The sequence below is a fragment of the Catellatospora sichuanensis genome, from assembly GCF_007483665.1.
Taxonomy (GTDB): Bacteria; Actinomycetota; Actinomycetes; order Mycobacteriales; family Micromonosporaceae; genus Catellatospora; species Catellatospora sichuanensis.
Map to the genome: position 1 here is coordinate 161,320 of NZ_ML660190.1, position 18,374 is coordinate 179,693.

Annotated in this window: 16 protein-coding genes and 1 pseudogene; 11 read left to right on the top strand and 6 right to left on the bottom strand. The window is 72.7% G+C overall.

The window, feature by feature from the left end:
* Positions 1–47 precede the first annotated feature (47 nt).
* Both FLL47_RS12600 and FLL47_RS12605 read left to right on the top strand, forming a co-directional pair.
* Positions 48–503, top strand: a complete 456-nt coding sequence (locus FLL47_RS12600; RefSeq protein WP_144120676.1) for a protealysin inhibitor emfourin — start codon at positions 48–50, stop codon at positions 501–503.
* 75 nt (positions 504–578) lie between these two features.
* On the top strand, positions 579–2,216 hold the full coding sequence (locus FLL47_RS12605; protein ID WP_144120677.1) for a RecQ family ATP-dependent DNA helicase: 1,638 nt from the start codon (positions 579–581) through the stop codon (positions 2,214–2,216).
* A gap of 173 nt (positions 2,217–2,389) precedes the next feature.
* Here the strand turns inward: FLL47_RS12605 and FLL47_RS12610 are convergent, their stop codons facing one another.
* Positions 2,390–3,850: an MFS transporter gene (locus tag FLL47_RS12610; RefSeq protein WP_144120678.1), complete on the bottom strand. Its 1,461-nt coding sequence runs from the start codon at positions 3,848–3,850 to the stop codon at positions 2,390–2,392.
* 156 nt (positions 3,851–4,006) lie between these two features.
* Between FLL47_RS12610 and FLL47_RS12615 the strand changes: the two genes are divergently transcribed.
* Positions 4,007–5,263, top strand: coding sequence for an NAD(P)/FAD-dependent oxidoreductase (locus FLL47_RS12615; protein WP_144120679.1), 1,257 nt, complete (start codon positions 4,007–4,009; stop codon positions 5,261–5,263).
* Between the two features lie 96 nt (positions 5,264–5,359).
* On the opposite strand, the gene FLL47_RS12620 is transcribed toward FLL47_RS12615, so the two are convergent.
* Complete coding sequence (locus FLL47_RS12620; RefSeq protein WP_222106046.1) at positions 5,360–6,256, bottom strand: alpha/beta hydrolase family protein; 897 nt, start codon at positions 6,254–6,256, stop codon at positions 5,360–5,362.
* A gap of 98 nt (positions 6,257–6,354) precedes the next feature.
* Positions 6,355–7,125, bottom strand: a complete 771-nt coding sequence (locus FLL47_RS12625) for an enoyl-CoA hydratase family protein (RefSeq protein ID WP_144120681.1) — start codon at positions 7,123–7,125, stop codon at positions 6,355–6,357.
* 102 nt (positions 7,126–7,227) lie between these two features.
* Between FLL47_RS12625 and FLL47_RS12630 the strand changes: the two genes are divergently transcribed.
* The 3 genes from FLL47_RS12630 to FLL47_RS12640 all read left to right on the top strand — a co-directional run bounded on the left by FLL47_RS12630 (position 7,228) and on the right by FLL47_RS12640 (position 11,179).
* Complete coding sequence (locus FLL47_RS12630; protein WP_144120682.1) at positions 7,228–8,730, top strand: succinic semialdehyde dehydrogenase; 1,503 nt, start codon at positions 7,228–7,230, stop codon at positions 8,728–8,730.
* Positions 8,731–8,750: 20 nt separating this feature from the next.
* A complete protein-coding gene (locus tag FLL47_RS12635) occupies positions 8,751–10,490 on the top strand; it encodes an AMP-binding protein (RefSeq protein WP_144120683.1) in 1,740 nt (579 codons plus the stop codon).
* 80 nt (positions 10,491–10,570) lie between these two features.
* Entirely contained in the window at positions 10,571–11,179 is a 609-nt protein-coding gene (locus FLL47_RS12640) for a fasciclin domain-containing protein (RefSeq protein ID WP_144120684.1), read from the top strand.
* 44 nt (positions 11,180–11,223) lie between these two features.
* On the opposite strand, the gene FLL47_RS12645 is transcribed toward FLL47_RS12640, so the two are convergent.
* The gene (locus tag FLL47_RS12645) at positions 11,224–11,853 is read right to left on the bottom strand and encodes an isochorismatase family protein (RefSeq protein ID WP_144120685.1); all 630 of its coding nucleotides are present in this window, start codon (positions 11,851–11,853) and stop codon (positions 11,224–11,226) included.
* On the bottom strand, positions 11,853–13,046 hold the full coding sequence (locus tag FLL47_RS12650; RefSeq protein WP_144120686.1) for a CaiB/BaiF CoA transferase family protein: 1,194 nt from the start codon (positions 13,044–13,046) through the stop codon (positions 11,853–11,855). The genes FLL47_RS12645 and FLL47_RS12650 overlap by 1 nt, the downstream gene beginning before the upstream one ends.
* 53 nt (positions 13,047–13,099) lie before the next feature.
* Here FLL47_RS12650 and FLL47_RS12655 point away from each other — a divergent pair, with 53 nt between their 5' ends.
* The 5 genes and pseudogenes from FLL47_RS12655 to FLL47_RS45145 all read left to right on the top strand — a co-directional run bounded on the left by FLL47_RS12655 (position 13,100) and on the right by FLL47_RS45145 (position 16,749).
* Positions 13,100–13,987, top strand: coding sequence for a hydroxymethylglutaryl-CoA lyase (locus FLL47_RS12655; protein WP_222106047.1), 888 nt, complete (start codon positions 13,100–13,102; stop codon positions 13,985–13,987).
* Positions 13,988–14,031: 44 nt separating this feature from the next.
* Positions 14,032–15,528 carry a class I adenylate-forming enzyme family protein gene (locus FLL47_RS12660; RefSeq protein ID WP_144120688.1) on the top strand — a complete coding sequence of 499 codons (1,497 nt, stop codon included), beginning with the start codon at positions 14,032–14,034 and terminating at the stop codon, positions 15,526–15,528.
* Positions 15,525–16,376 carry a DUF4437 domain-containing protein gene (locus FLL47_RS12665; protein WP_186315693.1) on the top strand — a complete coding sequence of 284 codons (852 nt, stop codon included), beginning with the start codon at positions 15,525–15,527 and terminating at the stop codon, positions 16,374–16,376. The genes FLL47_RS12660 and FLL47_RS12665 overlap by 4 nt, the downstream gene beginning before the upstream one ends.
* Positions 16,377–16,454: 78 nt before the next feature.
* Positions 16,455–16,604 (top strand): annotated as a pseudogene (locus FLL47_RS45140) (MerR family DNA-binding transcriptional regulator); the annotation flags it as partial.
* A gap of 13 nt (positions 16,605–16,617) precedes the next feature.
* Positions 16,618–16,749, top strand: a complete 132-nt coding sequence (locus tag FLL47_RS45145; RefSeq protein ID WP_425457686.1) for a VOC family protein — start codon at positions 16,618–16,620, stop codon at positions 16,747–16,749.
* 171 nt (positions 16,750–16,920) lie between these two features.
* On the opposite strand, the gene FLL47_RS12675 is transcribed toward FLL47_RS45145, so the two are convergent.
* The gene (locus FLL47_RS12675) at positions 16,921–18,348 is read right to left on the bottom strand and encodes a dihydroorotase (RefSeq protein WP_144120691.1); all 1,428 of its coding nucleotides are present in this window, start codon (positions 18,346–18,348) and stop codon (positions 16,921–16,923) included.
* Positions 18,349–18,374: the final 26 nt, after the last annotated feature.

Consider the following 18,374-nt stretch of genomic DNA (forward strand, 5'->3'; position numbering starts at 1 on the left):
CGACCCGGGACGTCTCAGGGCACATGACCGCACTGCGTTTCGCCGCTTTGGCGGCACTGCTGTCGCTCACCACGGCCTGCGCGCCCGGCCCCCCGGATCCCGGCGCCTCGCCCAGCGCGGGGGCCGAGGTCTCGCCCAGTCCGGCCTCGGTCGTCGTGCACCGCACCGGCGGCATCGCCGGCGTCGACGATCAGATCACGGTCGACCCGACGGGCGCCTGGACCGCAACGGACCGCGCCAGAACCCGCAAATCAGGCGAACTGACCAATTCGGAGCGGGAGCAGCTGCAGACCCTCGCCGCCGACCCGCGGCTGGACGCCGAGGCCGCCCGCCCCACCGCGCCGACCAAGTGCGCCGACGCCTTTCAGTACTCCGTCACCGTGGATCGGACAGGCGGCGACGGAACGGTCATCGTCACGTTCACCGACTGCCCCGGTGACGAAAATCTGCCAGAGGCCGCCGCCGCGATAGCGAACCTGGTCACGGGCGCTGTCGATAGCTGATCTTCATCCATACGCGTCTACGGACGGCATCCCGATGACGTTTGCATGTCGGCGGAACTGGTTAGAGTCGCGGCGATGATGTTCTTATTCCGCTCCCTGCGCCTGCGTCGCGCCGCCCGTGACCACTTCGGCTGGAATCGGTTGCGGCCCGCGCAGCTGGACGCCATGCGCGCCCTGCTGCGCGGCCGCGACGCGGTGGTGGTGCTGCCCACCGGTGGCGGAAAGTCGGCCGTCTACCAGGTCACCGCGTCCCTCCTGAAGGGACCGACGGTGGTCATCTCGCCGCTGCTGGCACTGCAGCAGGACCAGATCGCCAACCTCAACGACCGGGGCAACCCGGCCCTGCGGGCGGTGCGCATCAGCTCCGTGGAGACACCCGCCAAGCAGGCCGCGGCCCTGCAGGAGCTGCGGGCGGGCACGGCGCGCTTCCTGTTCATCACGCCCGAGCAGCTCAGCTCACCGGAGCGGATGGCCGAGGTGAAGGCGCTGCGCCCGGCGCTGGTCGCGGTGGACGAGGCGCACTGCATCTCGTCCTGGGGCCACGACTTCCGGCCCGACTACCTGACCATCGGGCACCTGATCCGGGCCCTGGGCCGCCCGCCGGTGGTGGCGCTGACGGCCACCGCCTCGCCGCCGATGCGCGAGGACATCATCGCCCGGCTCGGGCTGCGCAAGCCCAAGGTGGTGCTGACCGGGCTGGACCGGCCCAACCTGTTCCTGGAGGCCACCCACTGCCCCAGCGAGGACTACCGCTGGCGGCGGCTGCTCAAGCTGCTGGAGGAGGCCACCCCACCGGGCATCGTGTACGTGGCGACCCGGCGCGCCGCCGAGGAACTCGCCCAGCGGCTGAACGAGGCGGGTCACGAGGCCACGGCATACCACGGCGGCCTGGCGGCCGGGGTGCGCGCCCGCGCGCACGAGGCGTTCCTCGCCGACCGGGTGCCGATCATGGTCGCCACGTCGGCCTTCGGCATGGGCATCGACAAGCCGAACATCCGCTTCGTGGTGCACATGGCTCTGCCCGACTCCCCCGACAGCTACCTGCAGGAGATCGGCCGGGCCGGCCGCGACGGCGACCCCGCCCACGCGCTGCTGCTGCACCGGGCCGAGGACGTGGCCCTGCAACGCTTCTTCAACGGCGGCGCGCCCGACCTCGCCGAGCTGCGCACCGTCGCCGCGGCTCTGCACAGCGGCCCGATCACCAAGACGGCCCTGGCCAAGACCACCGGCTACCCCGCCCGCAAGCTCGCCGCGCACCTCAGCCTGCTGGAGCAGGTCGGCGCGGTGGCAACGGGGAACAAGGGCGAGCTGAGCGTGCCGCGCTTCGCACCGCTGCCCGATCAGGCGGCCCGCGACGCGATCGCCGAGCACGGGCGGTACCAGGCGGGCCAGCGCTCGCGCACCGACATGATGCGCCGGTTCGCGGAGATGCGCGGCTGCCGGGTGCAGGCGCTGCTGGGCTACTTCGGCGAGCAGCTCAACCAGACCTGCGGGCACTGCGACAGCTGCCACGAGGGCACCTCGGAGGTGCTGCCCGACGACGGCCTGCCGTATCCGCTGCACAGCACGGTGCGCCATGCCGACTGGGGCACCGGCATGGTGCTCGGTTACGAGAAGGACCGGATGACGGTCCTGTTCGACCAGGTCGGCTACAAGACCCTGGCCGTCGCCGTGGTGACCGCGCAGAACCTGCTGGTCCTCGAACGCGGCTGACGCCGCCGGGCCCGACCGGGGAAGACAAGGACGGGCCCGGCGGGGTCAGGTCAGCAGAGGCCGCCGCATCTCACCAGGATCCCCTGGCCTTGATCGTCCGACTTGCCCGGCAGGTGTGCGTATCTTGCACGCCCATACGCCCCCTTGCCCGGCAAGTCGAGCGATCTTCCAGGTCAGTGCACGTCGTGTGTGGACAGTGCGGCGGCGGCGTCCGCGTCGTAGCTGCGCCAGGCACGGAGCACGATCAGGCTGCCCACCACGAGCGGCGCGATGACCACGGCGTACGCCAGGCGCAGCGAGCCGGTGGCGTCCGAGGCCTCGCCGATGAGCCAGGGCCCGAGCGCGCCGCCCAGGGTGATCACCGACTGGAGCACCGCGAAGCCCAGGCCACGCCGGGACGCGGCGACCACGTCGGCGTTGGCCGCCGTCAGGTTCGCGATCGCCCCGGCGAAGCCGACGTTGGCGAGTCCGAAGCAGACCACCTGCGGCACGAACGGGCCGACCGCCACCGCCCCGGCCAGCGCGACGGTGCCGAACAGCAACGACCAGCCGCCCAGCAGCACCCGCCAGCCTGGACGGCGGCCGTGCCCGCGGTCGCCGAGCCAGCTGCCCAGGCCGATGCCGGCGAGGATGCCGACCAGGCCCGCGCCGCCGCCCACCGCGGCCGAGGCGGCCTCGTCGAGCCCGAACTCGCGCTGGTAGAACGACGGCATCCAGAAGAACAGCCCGCCCAACCCGAAGAACAGGATGCTCAGCCCGCTCACCACGGAACGGAGCGTGCGGATCCCCCACAGCTCACGCACCTGCGTGACCAGTCCCGACATTCCCGCGCTCCGGGGCGCGACCGCAGGGCCTGCCTCCGGCGCCCCGCCGGCCGGACCGGTGGCCTCCGCCACGGCAGCCGTCGAGCCGTCCGGCACCGCGGGCGACCGCTGGGCCGGTGTGCCCCCGGCGGGGTCGGCGTACCAGGAGCTCAGGCGGTCGCCGACGCCGCGGACCGGCTCGCGCACGGTGAGCATGAGCACCGCGATGACCGCGCCGGGGATGGCGACGAGGAAGAAGCCGGTGCGCCAGTCGTACGCCTTCGCCAGCGCCCCGCCCGCGATGACCCCGATCGGCAGGCCGGCGAAGTAGGCGGCGCGTTCGAGGCCGTAGGCGCGGGCCCGGCTCGGCCCCGGGTAGAGGTCGCCGAGCAGGCTGGACGACGGCGGGTTGTAGAGCTGACCGGCCGCACCGAGCAGCACCCGCACCCCGAAGAGCATGGCGTAGGAGCCGGCCAGGCCGGTGCCGAGGGTGAGCAGCGCCCACACCGCGACCACGGCGGCCACGGTCCAGGTGCGCCGCCCGGTGTCGGCCAGCCGCCCGGCGGGCAGCAGCAGGAGCACCGCGGCGATCGCCCCGGCGGTGGCGATGGCGCCCGCCGCACCGTCGTCGAACCCGAATTCGCGCTGGATGGCCGGCAGCGCCCCGGCGAGCAGGTTGTACTCGATCCGGTCGATCAGCGCGACCAGGGCGATGCAGACCGCGGGCCACCAGCCGAACGGGGCGGCGCGGCCGCGGGTGACCCGCACGGGTGGCCGCCCCGGATACGCGGCGATCTCGCGGACCTGCTCGTCGACGACGGGTGCGGCCATGTGCCTGACCTCCAGGGCTCGACCGGGCGGTCCGGCCCGGTGCCGTGCATCCTATGTACGGGAAACGGCGTTTCGCTAGAGGAACCATGTTGCGATCGATCGACGCACTCCGGCGAAACCCGCTGCGCCGCAGGTGCGGCGGCCTAGCCTGAGGACATGGCGGAACACTGCGACGTGGCCGTCGTCGGCGCAGGCCTGGCCGGCCTGGTCGCCGCCCGGCGGATCACCGAGGCAGGCCTGCGGGTGACCGTGCTGGAGGCGGCCGACGACATCGGCGGGCGGGTGCGCACCGACACCGTCGACGGCTTCCTGCTGGACCGCGGCTTCCAGACCCTTTGCCCGGCGTACCCGGCGCTGCAGGACGAGTGCGACCTGGCCGACCTGCACCTGCGGCCGTTCACCCGCGGACTCGCGGTGCACTGGGGCGGGCGCACCCACCACCTGCGTCCCGGCCCGACCGCGGCCCTCGCGCTGGCCGCCGGACTGGTGCCGCCCGCCGACGGGCTGACGCTGGTCGAGCTGGCGGCCCGGGACACGCTCGGCTCGACCGCCGCGGTGCTGCGCCAACCCGACCTGACCACCCTCGACGAACTCAAGGCGGCCGACCTGTCGCCGGTGACGGTCGACCGGGTGCTGCGCCCGTTCCTGGCCGGGGTGTTCCTCGAGGACCGGCTCGACACCTCGGGCCGCTTCTTCCATCTCATGTGGCGCATGTTCCTGCGCGGCGGCGCGGCCGTGCCCGCCCGGGGCATGCAGGCCCTGCCCCGGCTGCTCGCGGCCCGGCTGCCCGCCGGGACGATCCACACGGGGGCGCGGGTCGACGGGCTGACCCCGCACGGCGTGGCGGTGCACGGCGGCGACGAGATCGTCGCGCGGGCCGTCGTGGTGGCCACGGACGGGGCCGCCGCCGCGGCACTGCTGCCCGGCCTGCGCGCACCCGCCTGGCACGGGGTGACCACCTTCTACCACGCCTGCTTCGGGGCTCCGTCCGCCCATCCGATGCTGACCGTGGACCCCGGGAGCGGCGGCCTGCTGACCAACACCGTGGTGCTCACGGCGGCCGCGGCCGGGTATGCCACCGACGGCCGGGCACTGATCGCGACGTCCACCCTGGACACCGCCACACCGGTCGACGAGCTGGAACGGGCGATCCGAGCCCGGCTGTCCGTGCTGTACGAGGTGCCGACCGACGGCTGGCAGTTCCTGGACGCGTACCGCATCCCGCACGCGCTGCCGGCGATGCCCGCACCGCACCGGATGCGCCGCCCGGTGCGCCACGGCTACGGGCGCTACGTGTGCGGCGACCACCGCGACACCAGCTCGATCCAGGGCGCCCTGGTCTCCGGCCGTCGTGCGGCGAACGCTGTGCTGGCCGACCTCGGCGCGCGCGTCTACGCGGCGGGCCGAGTCTGAATCCCGCCGCGCCCTGCTCCGGCCGCGCGGACAACCGGCGGTGGTGCCGGGTGCGATCCGCGATCGGCGGCCGCACCCGGCACCCCCCGTGCTCACCTAGGCGACGCCCTCGAAGACGACCTGTGGGTCGCTCGTCGCGCCGGGTCCCCAGACGGCGTTGTAGGCCGTGGTGTCCCCCGCCAGGTAGTAGCGGAACCAGTCGGTCAGCACCCGCCGCGTGATCTGCAGCTGGGTCGCCCGGCTGATGGTGCCGCTGTCGCAGAAGACCGACGAGGAGTCGATGAAGCCGCAGTGGAAGCCGCCGACGATGGTGCGCAGCTGCTTGGGGGCGGGCTTGGCCTGGTAGATGGGGCGCTGGTGGCTCGCGATCGGCGCGGTGCCGTCCCTCTCCCCCGCGACCAGCATCATCGGCACCCGCACCGAAGCCGCGGCGGTGGCCGCCGACGGGTTGGTCTCCGCGGCGGCGAGGTTGGCCACCGTGGTGACCGCGGGGTTGCGGGCTGCGGCCAGCACGCTCGCGCCCGCGCCCATGGAGTGGCCGGACAGCCCCAGCTTGGTGGTGACGATGTGCGCGTTGAACCGGGAGCCCGCCGTGGTGTCCTGCGCGACCAGCCAGGTGAGCTGCGCGTTGAGGTCGTCGGCGAAAGCGCTGTGGCTCGGGAACAGGCTGCCCTGCGAGGTCGGCGCGGCCACCACGAAGCCCCAGGAGGCCAGGTGCTGCATGGTGCTGTAGTACTTGCTGACGCCCTGCAGGAAGCCGTGTCCGAACGCGATGGCCGGGAAGCGTCCGGCGGCCACGGCCGCGTTCTGCCCCGCGGCGGCCGCCGGGTAGTAGATCCGGGCGCTGAAGGAGCGCCCGGAGGCGCTGACCGAGGCGTCGACATAACCCACGGCGTACGCACCGGGGGTGGAGCTGTCGGCCGCGGCGGGCGAACCCACGCCCGCCACCGCGGCGGTGATCACTGCCAGTACGAGGATCGCTCGTCTGAACATCGATGTTCCTCTCATCGAGGGAATCTGGTTCGCACAGTGGAACACCGTTTCCCCTGACGGGACAAGAAATGATTTATGCCAACATATCGATACGCAGGTCAGGCTGCCCAGGACGGCTTGCGCCGCTGCAGGAACGCGGTCATGCCCTCGATCGCTTCATCCGTGGCGAACAGCCGCGCCGACTCCTCGGCCAGCCGCGCCCCGTGCTCGTCCAGGGCGCGCCGCACCGCCGCCGTGGTCAGCAGCTTCGACGCGGCCAGTCCCTGCGGTGAGGCGGCACGCAGCCCCACCAGCACCTCTGCCAGCAGCGTGTCCACATCGTCCCCGGCCTGGGTGACCAGACCGCAGGCGACCGCAGCCGCGGCGTCGAACACCTCGCCGGTCAGGTAGTAGCGGGCGGCGGCGCGTTCGGGCATCCGGGTGAGCGTGGTCAGCGAGATCACGGCAGGGGCGACCCCGAGCCTGGCCTCGGTGAACGCGAATCCAGCCGTGGGCCCGGCCAGCGCGATGTCGCACGCGCCGAGCAGGCCCAGCCCGCCCGCGCGCACCTGGCCGTCGATCCGCGCCACCACCGGCTTGGGCAGCTCGACGATGGCGCGCAACAACCCCAGCAGGCGCGCCGTGCCCTCGGCGATACCGCCGCCGGCGGCCTCGGTCAGGTCCGCGCCGGCGCAGAAGACCCGGCCGGTATGGGTGAGCACCACGGCGCGCACGCCGGGATCGGCCGCCGCGGCGGCCAGCGCATCGCCGAGTTGTGCGACGAGCGCCGCGGACAGGGCGTTGCGGTTGTGCGGGGAGTCCAGCGTCAGCGTCGCGACGCCGCGCTCCACCGTCGAGGTCACGAGGTTCAGCACGGCGTCCACCCTCATCACCACGTCAATAAAAGTCAAGCGCGCTTGATTTATCTTGCGTTGACCTGGCTAAATGTGGCGACCTCTTGCGTTTGCGCCGCGAACGGCTACCGTGCACGCATGGGCACCCCTGTATGCCGTGGGGCCGACGCCGTTCCGCTGGCGCCGCTCACCGGCGAGCCCCTCCCGCCCGTGCGGCAGTCCACTGCCGACGACGTCGCGCTGGCCTACGCCCGGGCCCGCGCGGCCCAGGTCGGCTGGGCGGCGCTGCCGCCGCTCGAGCGCGCCCGGCCGGTGCGCCGCTTCGCCGCGCTGCTGCTGCGCCGCCAGGACGAGATCCTCGACCTGGTGCAGCGCGAGACGGGCAAGGCCCGGCTGCACGCACACGAGGAGGTGCTCGACGCGGCGCTGGTCAGCACCTACTACGCCCGCCGCGCGCCGCGGCTGCTGCGGCCCCGCCGCCGCGGCGGTGCGCTGCCGCTGCTGACATACGCGGTCGAGGTGCGCCACCCGCTCGGCGTCGTCGGCGTGATCACGCCGTGGAACTATCCGCTGGCCCTCGCCGTCACCGACATCGTGCCCGCGCTGCTGGCCGGCAACGCGGTGGTGCACAAGCCGGACACCCAGACCGCGCGGACCGCGGCCTGGACCCGGGACCTGATGACCGAGGCCGGCCTGCCGGACGGGGTGTGGCAGCAGGTCACCGGCGAGCCCGCCGACATCGGCGACGCGATCCTCGACGGCGCGGACCACCTGTGCCTGACCGGTTCCACGGCCGCGGGCCGGGCGATCGCGACCCGTGCCGGGCGGCGGCTGATCGGCTGCTCGCTGGAGTTGGGCGGCAAGAACTCCCTGCTGGTACGCGCCGACGCCGACCTCGACCAGGCCGCCCAGGCCGCCGTACGGGCCTGCTTCGCCAGCGCCGGGCAGCTGTGCCTGTCCGCCGAGCGCATCATCGTGCACGAGAGCGTGCACGACGCGTTCCTGGACCGCTTCCTGCCGCTGGTGCGCGGCCTACGGCTGGCGGCCGACCTGGACTACGGCCCGCAGATGGGCTCGCTGAGCCTGCCCCGGGTGCTGGCCACGGTCCGCCGGCACCTCGACGACGCGACGGCCCGCGGCGCGGTCGTGCTGGCCGGCGGCGCGGCGCGCCCGGACCTGGGCCCGCTGTTCCACGAACCGACCGTGCTGGCCGGGGTGACACCCGCGATGGCGGTGTATCGCGAGGAGACGTTCGGGCCGGTGGTGGCCGTGTTCGGCGTGCCCGGCGACGATGCCGCGGTCGCGCTGGCCAACGACACCGAGTACGGCCTCAACGCCGCCGTGTTCAGCCGGGACAACGGCGCGGCGCGGGCGCTGGCCCGGCGGCTGCGGGCCGGGACCGTGAACATCAACGAGGGCTACGCGGCCGCGTACGCCTCGCATGACGCGCCCATGGGCGGCATGAGGTCGTCCGGGCTCGGCCGCCGCCACGGGACGGCCGGGCTGCTCGCCTACACCGCCTCGCAGACCATCGCCCACCAGCGGCTGAACCTCGCCCCGCCGGCCGGCCCCGGGCAGGCCCGCTACGCCCGCGCACTGACCGCCGCGGTGCGCGCCATGCAGTTGCTGCACCTACGCTGACCCGTTCCGGAAAGGACAGCATGACCCCCACGACCCTGTGTGCGGCGTTCCAGGCCACCGCAGCCGTGCAGCCCGACGCCGTCGCGCTCGGGGCCTACGGCTCTGATGTGGAGCTGACCTGGCGCGAATACGGCGCGCGGGTGCGCGCCATCGCGGCGGGCCTGGCGGGTGCGGGGGTGCGCCGGGGGCAGACCGTGGCGCTGATGCTGGCCAACCGGCCCGAGTTCCACCTGGCCGACACGGCGGCGATCCATCTCGGCGCGGTGCCGTTCTCGGTCTACAACACCTCTTCACCGTCGCAGATCGCCCACGTGCTCGACAACGCGCAGGCTCGGATCGTGATCTGCGAGCAGCAGTACGCGGCGCGCATCGCCGCCAGCGGGGCCGGTTACGACCACCTGGTCTGCGTGGACGGCCGGCCCGACGGCACGATGACCCTGGACGAGCTGTGCGCGCTGGCCGAACCGGGCTTCGACTTCGACGCCGCGTGGCGTGCCGTGCAGCCCGACGACCTGCTCACCCTCATCTACACGTCGGGCACCACCGGCCCGCCGAAGGGCGTCGAGCTGACCCACGCCAACCTGCTGGCCGAGGCGGACGCGGTGACCGCGCTGTTCCCGCTGCACCGCGCCGACCACGGGCTGTCCTACCTGCCCGCGGCGCACGTCGCCGACCGCCTGGCCAGCCATTACCTGCAGCTGCTCTACGGCGCGCGCATCACCTGCCTGGCCGACCTGACCCAGCTCGGCGCGGCCCTGGCCCAGGTGGGCCCGACGTACTGGGCGGCGGTCCCGCGGGTGTTCGAGAAGATGCGCGCCCGCATCTCCGACGCCCTGCTCGACGCGCCCGCGCCACGGCGGTGGGCGTTCCGGCTGGCGCTGCGCTGGGGCCGGGGCAGGCGGGGCGGCCCGGCCTCGCGGGCGCTGGCGCGGGTCGCGGACCGGCTCGTGCTCGGCCGGGTGCTGGCCCGGCTGGGCATGGACCGCATGCGCTGGGCGATGTGCGGGGCGGCCGCGCTGCCCGTACCGGTGCTGGAGTTCTTCCTCGCCCTCGGGCTGCCCGTGTGCGAGATCTGGGGCATGTCGGAGACCTGCGGCGCGAGCACGCTCAACCCGCCCGGCGCGATCCGTCCCGGCACCGTCGGCATCCCCGCGCCCGGGGTCGAGGTGCGCCTGGCCGACGACGGCGAGCTGCTGATCCGCGGACCGCTGGTGACCCGGGGCTACCACCGCGACCTCGCCCGCACCGCCGACGCGTTCGACCTCGACGGCTGGCTGCGCACCGGGGACGTGGCCACGATCGACGCCGACGGCTACGTGTCCATCGTGGACCGGAAGAAGGAACTGATCATCAACGCGGCGGGCAAGAACATGTCCCCGGCCAACATCGAGGGCGTGGTCAAGTCGGCGTGCCCGCTGATCGGCGCGCTGGTCGTGGTCGGTGACGGGCGTCCGTACAACGTGGCTTTGATCGTGGCCGACCCGGAGGCCGTGGCGTCGTTCACCGCCCGGCACGGCGCGGCGGCGGTGCCGGACGCGATCGCCGCGGGGGTCGCCGCGGGCAACGCCGAGCTGTCCCGGGTCGAGCAGATCAAGCGGTACGAGGTGCTCGACGCGGTGTGGGCGCCGGGCGGGGACGAGCTGACGCCGACGCTGAAGCTGCGCCGCGCGGCGATCGTCCGCAAGTACGCGTCCGTGATCGACGGGCTTTATCAGGCACCCGAAAAAATCTCTCAAAGTGCTCAGAAAGTAGAAAAATAAAAAATCCGGCGATCTGACCAAACCATGCCGAGCCCGGTGCCGAATCCCTCCTGAAGTCTCACCGGAGGAAGGACACCGACATGCTCGGCAAGAGGAGGCTGACCGCGCTCGCGGCCGCCGGCACCTTTGCGTTCACGCTGGCCCTGACGGCCTGCGGCACCGAAACCATGGCCACCCAGCCCACGGGCACGGACACCGCCGCGATGGCCGCGGAGGAGTTCGGGTCCGGCTGCGCGGCCGTACCGAAGGACCCGAACAACCCGGGCAGCTTCGAGGCGATGGCCCAGCAACCGGTGGCGACCGCCGCCTCGGGCAACCCGCTGCTGTCCACGCTGGTCACCGCGGTCAAGCAGGCCGGCCTGGTCGACACGCTCAACAACGCCGAAGCCGTCACCGTCTTCGCGCCGACCAACGACGCCTTCGCGAAGATCCCGAAGGCCGACCTGGACAAGGTGCTGGCCGACAAGGAACTGCTCACGAAGATCCTGACCTACCACGTGGTGGCCGGGAAGACCGCGCCCGAGCAGCTCGCGGGCACCCACAAGACCCTGGAGGGCCAGGACCTGACCGTGTCCGGCAGCGGCGCCGACTTCAAGGTCAACGACAGCGCGAAGGTGGTCTGCGGCAACGTGCAGACCCGCAACGGCACCGTGTACCTCGTCGACACCGTGCTGATGCCGCAGTCCTGACCTGCTTTGGACACTCCCCGGCCCGCGCACCGGGCCGGGGCGTCCTACTGCGGTCGGACCAGCCGGGACAGCGCCTCGGCCAGGCCGACCACGTCGGCGTACTTGGCGTCGAGGTCGAACAGGTTGGCCTCGTGCGGGCCGGGGTCGCGGTCGGCGCAGGCCTCGCGCACCACCATGGGCCGGAACCCGTGCTGCAGCGCGTCGACCGCGGAGGCGCGCACGCAGCCGCTGGTGGAGAAGCCGCCGATGACCAACGTGTCCACGCGGTTCGCGGTCAGCCAGGCCGGCAGCGAGGTTCCGGCGAACGCGCTCGCGTAGTGCTTGAGCACGACGTGCTCCCCTGCGGCGGGGGCCACCTCCGGCGGGAACTCGCCCAGCGGGCTGCCCGCGGCGAACGCCGCCAGCGCGGGCACCTTCGCGGCGAACAGCGGGGCCTCGGCGCAACTGGCGTCGGCGTACCGCACGCCGGTCAGCACCACGGGCAGCCCGGCCGCGCGCGCGGCCGCCAGCAGCGCGGCCATCGCCTCCAGCGCGGCCTGCCCGGTGTCGAGCCGCAGCGGCGAACCATCCGCCGTGTACGCGGCCACCGGGTCGACCAGCAGCACCGCCGGCCGCACGCCCCAGCCGAGCCGCCGGGCGAATCCGGCCTGCGCGTAGTCGGCGTCCAGCGCCATCAGATGACGCCCCGCTCCCGCAGCTCGGCCCGCTCCCGCTCGGACAGCCCCAGCAGGTTGCCGTAGACCTCGTCGTTGTGCTGGCCCAGGGCGGGCCCGGCCCAGCGCACCGAGCCGGGGTCGGCGGACAGCCGCGGGGCGACGTTCTGCATGGGCAGCTCGCCGAAGTCGGGGTGCGGCACGCGCACGATCGCCTCACGGGCGGCGATGTGCGGGTCGGCCAGCATGTCCTTGGCGGTGTAGACGCCGCCCGCGGGCACCCCGGCCTCGTGCAGCGCGGCCAGCAGCTTGTCCGCGGGCTGGGTACGCGTCCACGCCGCGATCAGGTCGTCCAGCTCGGCCTGGTGCGCGCCGCGGGAGCCGTGCGTGGCGTACCGCGGATCGGCGGCCAGCTCCGGCATCCCCATGACCTCGCACAGCCGCCCGAAGACGGTGTCCTGGTTCGCGGCGACCAGCACCTCGGTGCCGTCGGCGGTCGGGTAGGCGTTGCTCGGCGCGACGTTCGGCAGCACCGCGCCGGTGCGCTCGCGCTGGTAGCCCGCCACCGCCCACTCGGGCAGCAGCGACTCCATCATGGCCAGCACCGCCTCGTAGATCGCCGAGTCGACGACCTGACCGACGCCGGTGCGCTCCCGGGCGTGCAGCGCGGCCAGGGTGCCGTAGGCGGCATACGTGGCGGCGAGGGAGTCGCCCAGCGAGATGCCGGAGCGCGACGGTGGCCGGTCGGGTTCGCCGGTGACGTAGCGGATGCCGCCCATCGCCTCGCCGATCGAGCCGAACCCGGCCCGTGGCGCGTACGGTCCGGTCTGGCCGTAGCCGGTGACCCGGACCAGGATCAGCCGCGGGTTGATCGCGGACAGTTCGTCCCAGCCCAGCCCCCAGCGCTCCAGGGTGCCGGGGCGGAAGTTCTCCAGCAGCACGTCCGCGTCGGCGACCAGGCGGCGCACCAGGTCCTGGCCCTCTTTGACGCGCAGGTTGCAGGTGACGGACTTCTTGTTGCGGGCCACCACCGGCCACCACAGCGACTGCCCGTGCGGCTTCTCCCGGCCCCACTGGCGCATCGGGTCGCCTTTGCCCGGGTCTTCGAGTTTGATGACCTCGGCGCCGAAATCGCCGAGAAGCTGGCCGCAGAACGGGCCGGCCAGCAGCGTGCCCGTCTCGATCACCCTGATGTCGGATAGTGCCCCAGTCACGGCCGCATCCTATGCTTTGGAAACGCTGTTTCGCTAGAGGAACCGAGGGTGTCGTGGAGATCGTGGAGGTCGGCCCGCGCGACGGGCTGCAGAACGAGAAGACCCTGCTGTCCACCGAGGTGAAGGTCGAGTACATCACGCGCGCGATCGCCGCGGGAGTGCGCCGCGTCGAGGCCGTCGCGTTCGCCCACCCGGCGCGGGTGCCGCAGATGGCCGACGCCGAAGCCGTGCTCGACGCGGTCCCCCGGCGCGCGGACGTCTCCTACATCGGCCTGGTGCTCAACCGGCGCGGCCTCGACCGCGCGCTCGCTTCGGCGGGCGTGGACGAGGTCAACTACGTACTGGTCGCCACCGACGAGTTCTCGCAGCGCAACCAGGGCATGACCACCGCCGCGTCCCTCGCGCAGTGGGACGACGTCGCCGCGGACGCCCGCGCGGCCGGGCTGCGCACCACGCTGACCGTCGCCGCCGCGTTCGGCTGCCCGTTCACCGGCGAGGTCACCGCCGACCACGTGGCCTCGCTGGTCGCCCGAGCGCAGACGAGGCCGGACGAGATCTGTCTCGCCGACACCATCGGCGTCGGCGTGCCGCGCCAGGTCGCCGCGCTGGTCGCGGCCGTACGCGAGGTCGCGCCGGACGTCGCGCTGCGCGCGCACTTCCACAACACCCGCAACACGGGGTACGCCAACGCGCTGGCCGCACTGGAGCACGGGGTGCCGGCGCTGGACGCGAGCACCGGCGGGATCGGCGGCTGCCCGTTCGCCCCGGCCGCGACCGGCAACATCGCCACCGAGGATCTCGCCTACCTGCTGGAGCGCTCCGGGATGGAGGCAGGCGTCCGGCTGGACGGCCTGGCCGCCACCGGGGCCTGGATCGCCGAACGGCTCGGCATCACGGCTCCGGCCATGCTCGGCCGCGCCGGGATGTTCCCGCCCGGCTGAACCAGCCCTTGCCTCAGAATGGAAACGGTGTTTCCATTACGCGCATGGTGCTACCGGGAGGCGCGGACCTTACCATCGCCGGCGGCGTACGCGAGTTCGCCCGCGCGACGCCGACCGTTGCGGCGGTCGTCGACGGCGACCGGCGGCTGACGTACGCCCAGCTCGACGAACGCTCGTCCCGGCTCGCGCAGGCGCTGCTGGCCCGCGGCCTGCGCGCCGGCGACCGGGTGGCGGTGCTGCTCGGCAACCGCCTGGAGTATCCCGAGATCGCCGCCGGGCTGGCCAAGGCCGGGCTGGTGCTGGTGCCGCTCAACCCGCGCATGGCGGGACCGGAGATCGAGTTCATCGTCGGGCACTCCCGAGCCCGCGCGATCCTCGCCGACGAGGCGCTGGCCCATCTCGCCCCCGCGCTCGACGTGTCCGTCGCCGTCGGCGAGCAGTACGAGCAGGTGCTGGCGGCCGCCGACGCGCGGGACCCGTGGGCGGCGGTGTCCGAGCGCGACCCGTTCTGCGTCGCGTACACCTCGGGGACCACCGGGGATCCGAAGGGCGTACAGATCTCGCACCGCTCGCGGGTGCTCACCTTCTATGCCGCCGCGCTGGAGTGGGGCCTGGGGCCGGGGCGGCGCACCATCGCCGTCGCGCCGATGTACCACGGGGCCGGGTTCGCGTTCGCGTACGCGGCGGTGTTCTGCGGCGGCACGGTCAGCATGCTGCGCAGCTTCGACGCGGGCAACGTGCTGGAGATGATCGCGCGCGACCGGGCGCAGTCGGTGTTCCTGGTGCCCACGCACGCGCAGCTGATCCGCTCGCTGACCGCCGAACCGGCCGCCCACGCCGATCTGTCCAGCCTGGACACCCTGTACTTCAACGCCGCCGCGCTGCCCCGCCCGCTCAAGGAGTGGGTGCTCGACGCGTTCCCCGGCGTCGGCGTGCACGAGCTGTACGGCTCCACCGAGGCCGGGGTGATCACGAACCTGCGCCCGGCCGACGCCCGCCGCAAGGCGGGTTCCGTCGGCCACCCGTGGTTCGCCACGCAGGTGCGCGTCGTCGACGACGAGGGGCAGCCGGTGCCGCCCGGCACACCGGGCGAGCTGTTCAGCCGCTCGCCGTACCTGATGAACGGCTACCTGGACAACGACGCCGCCACGGCCGCCTGCACGACCCCGGACGGGTACCTGACCAGCGGGGACATCGTGGTGGTCGACGACGAGGGCTTCATCTCCATCGTCGACCGGAAGAAGGACGTGATCATCACCGGCGGCGTCAACGTGTATCCCCGTGACGTCGAAGAGGCCTTGGTCACGCACCCCGGTGTGGTCGAGGCCGCCGTCGTCGGGATGCCGGACGAGCACTGGGGCGAGCGGATCGTCGCGCACGTGGTGTGCCGCGAGACCGTCGCGCCCGCCGAGCTCGACGCCCACCTGCGCACCCGGCTGGCCGGCTACAAGGTGCCCAAGTCGTACGAATTCCCCGGCGCGCTGCCCCGCAACGCCGCCGGAAAGGTGTTGAAACGACAGTTGAGGAGCGAACCGCAGTGAGAGCGCACGTAGAACTGATCCACGAGGACGACTACATCTGGCACGTCGGCGAGCTGCCGTACGGCGAGGGCAAGGTGCGCGAGCGCCGCCTGTCCGTCGACGAGGAGGACGGCTCGTCCTCGCTGTCGCTGGACTTCCCCGCCGACTGGGGCCGCGGGGGCGGGGTGCCGCACGCGAACACCGAGTTCTACGTGGTGTCGGGGTCCCTGAACTACGGCGGCACCGAGATCGGGGCCGGTGGCTACGTGCAGGTCCCGCGTGGCGTGCCGATGGACTGGATCAAGGTGCGCGAGGGCAGCCGGGTGCTGCACTGGCGCGAGTACGGCGACTGCGGGTTCGACCCCGACGCGCGGCGGTGGGCCGACGCCGTGGGCGAGGCGACCGTGGTGGACTCCAACAAGATGGAGTGGACCGAGGCGCCCAGCGTCGGGCCCCTCACCCCGCTGTACATCAAGCTGCTGCACCGCGACCCGAAGACCGGCTTCTACACCCGGCTCATCCGGGCGAAGAAGGGCTGGACGGACCACCGGCTCGCACACCACCCGTGCTACGAGGAGTTCTACACGCTCGGCGGAAAGATGGCGTACAACTTCGGCGACATCGACGACGGCACGTACTGCTTCCGCCCGGCCGGGGTGAAGCACGGCCACTTCATCGCCGAGACCGACATCGACTGGATCATCCGGTCGGACGGCGAGCTGATCAACTGGTACACCACCGAAGAGTGGGTCAAGTGGGGCGGCCACGCCGAGAACTACGACGACCACAACCACGACCACCTGCCCGTCATCTCCACGCTGCCGGTGCGTTCGCGCTCCCGCGGCGAATGGACCGGCGACGGCATGTGACCGGCACGTGCCCGGGCCGACGCGCCGACGCGCGACGACCCGGGCACGTCCGTCTGCCTCGACATACCGGTGCCGAGAATGTGCCGCTTGACTCTCAGGCCGTTGGAGAGATCACGAATCGAGGTCGTGACTCGCGAGACCTTGCAGGAGCTGTGGCCGATCGGCAGGTTTGCACTGGCCACAGGGCTCAGCGTGCCGACGTTGCGGCACTATGACGAGATCGGCCTGCTCCCGCCCGCCCATGTCGGAGTACACCGGCCGGCAGGTGCCCGTGGTCGAGCCGCCCCGGGACACGGAATGGGGCTATCGGCAGTTCACGATCACGGATCCAGACGGGCACCGCCTGCATCTGTTCCGTTTCCTTGAAGATTGAACCAGGCCCGATCCGCAGGTCTCGACATCTGTGGTCGCTCCGGCGGCCACATCTCTCCCGCAGCCGCTCGTTTCGGGACGCTTGAGCGTCCCGAAACGAGCAGGCCTGGGCGCCTACCCCGTCCGGCGGTCGGCGGGGACGGCCCGAGTGGGCCGACGACCATGCAAAGGGTCAGCGGGCGACGAAACGGCCCGAGGGTGTGCCGACCACCACGCCGTCGCGGTAGGCGAGGCGGCCGCCGACGACGGTGGCGACCGGCCAGCCCTTGACCTTGTGGCCCTCGAACGGGCAGTGGTCCTGGCCGGACAGCAGCAGGTCGGTGGTGACCTCCTGCTCCAGCTCCGGGTCCACGATGGTCAGGTCGGCGTCCATGCCCACCATCAGGCTGCCCTTGCGCCCGGCCAGCCCGTAGGCGCGCGCGGGGTTGCCCGCGGCCAGCTCGGCGACGCGCTGCGGGGACAGGCCCCGCTTGTGCATGCCCTCGCTGAGCAGGATCGGGTAGAGCAGGGCGGTGCCGCCGAAGCCGGGCAGCGCGGGCCACAGCTGGTCGCCCTTGTTCTCCTCGAGGCAGCAGGCATGGTCGGAGGCCACCCAGTCCACGGTGCCGTCCAGCACCGCGGCCCACAGCGCCTCGGTGTCCGACACGGACCGGATCGGCGGGTTGACCTTCGCGCCCAGGCCGCCGCGGCGGTCCAGGCTCTCGTGGTCCAGGCACAGGTGGTGCAGGGTGACCTCGCAGCGCAGGTCGAGGCGTCCGGTCGCCTTGGCCGCGGCAGCCGCGGCGATCGCCTCGGCCGACGACAGGTGCAGCAGGTTGACCGGGCAGCCGGTCGCGCCGGCCAGCGTCGTCGCCTCGCCGATGGCGACCTGCTCGGTCAGCGGCGGGCGGGCGTCGGAGTACGCCTTCAGGGTCTGCGGGTCGCCCGCGGCTCGGACCCGGTCGATGAACAGCCGCATCAGCTCCGCCTGCTCGCAGTGCAGCGACAGCGAGACCCGGCGGCCGTCGCGCTGGTTGGCCGCGACCGCTTCCATGATCTGGTACAGGTGACCGAGGTCGTACTCGTCGCTCATGGTGAACGACTTGGCATCACGGGAGTCGGCGGAGAGGTTGAAGCCCTTGTAGAACATGTAGTACTTGAACGAGCTCACGCCGTGCTCGTCGATCAGCGCGGGCACCTCGCCCACCTGCGCGGTGTCCATCGGCGCGAGATGGAAGCCGTAGTCGGTCCAGGCGTGCCCGGCGACCGCGTCCAGCACCTGCGGGAAGATCTCGCCGTACGGACCGGTGCGGTTGAGGTAGTGCTGACCGGTGCGGAAGTAGGACAGCACCGTGGTCACCCCGCCGACCAGCGAGGAGCGGGTCTCCTCGGCCGCGTCCAGCGCCAGGTCCCGGTAGATGCCCAGGTGGTAGTGGGCGTCCACCGCGCCGGGGAACACCAGCCGGCCCTGCGCGGAGAGCACCTGCTCGGCCGAGGCCGGGTCGAGGTCGTCACCGATCGCCGCGATCTTCCCGTCGCGTACGGCGAGATCGGCGCGTACCGTGCCGACATACGGCAGCACCAGCGTTCCGGCCTTGACCAGCAGATCGTATCGTGCCACGGCGATCCTCCCAGGAGTGCGTTTCG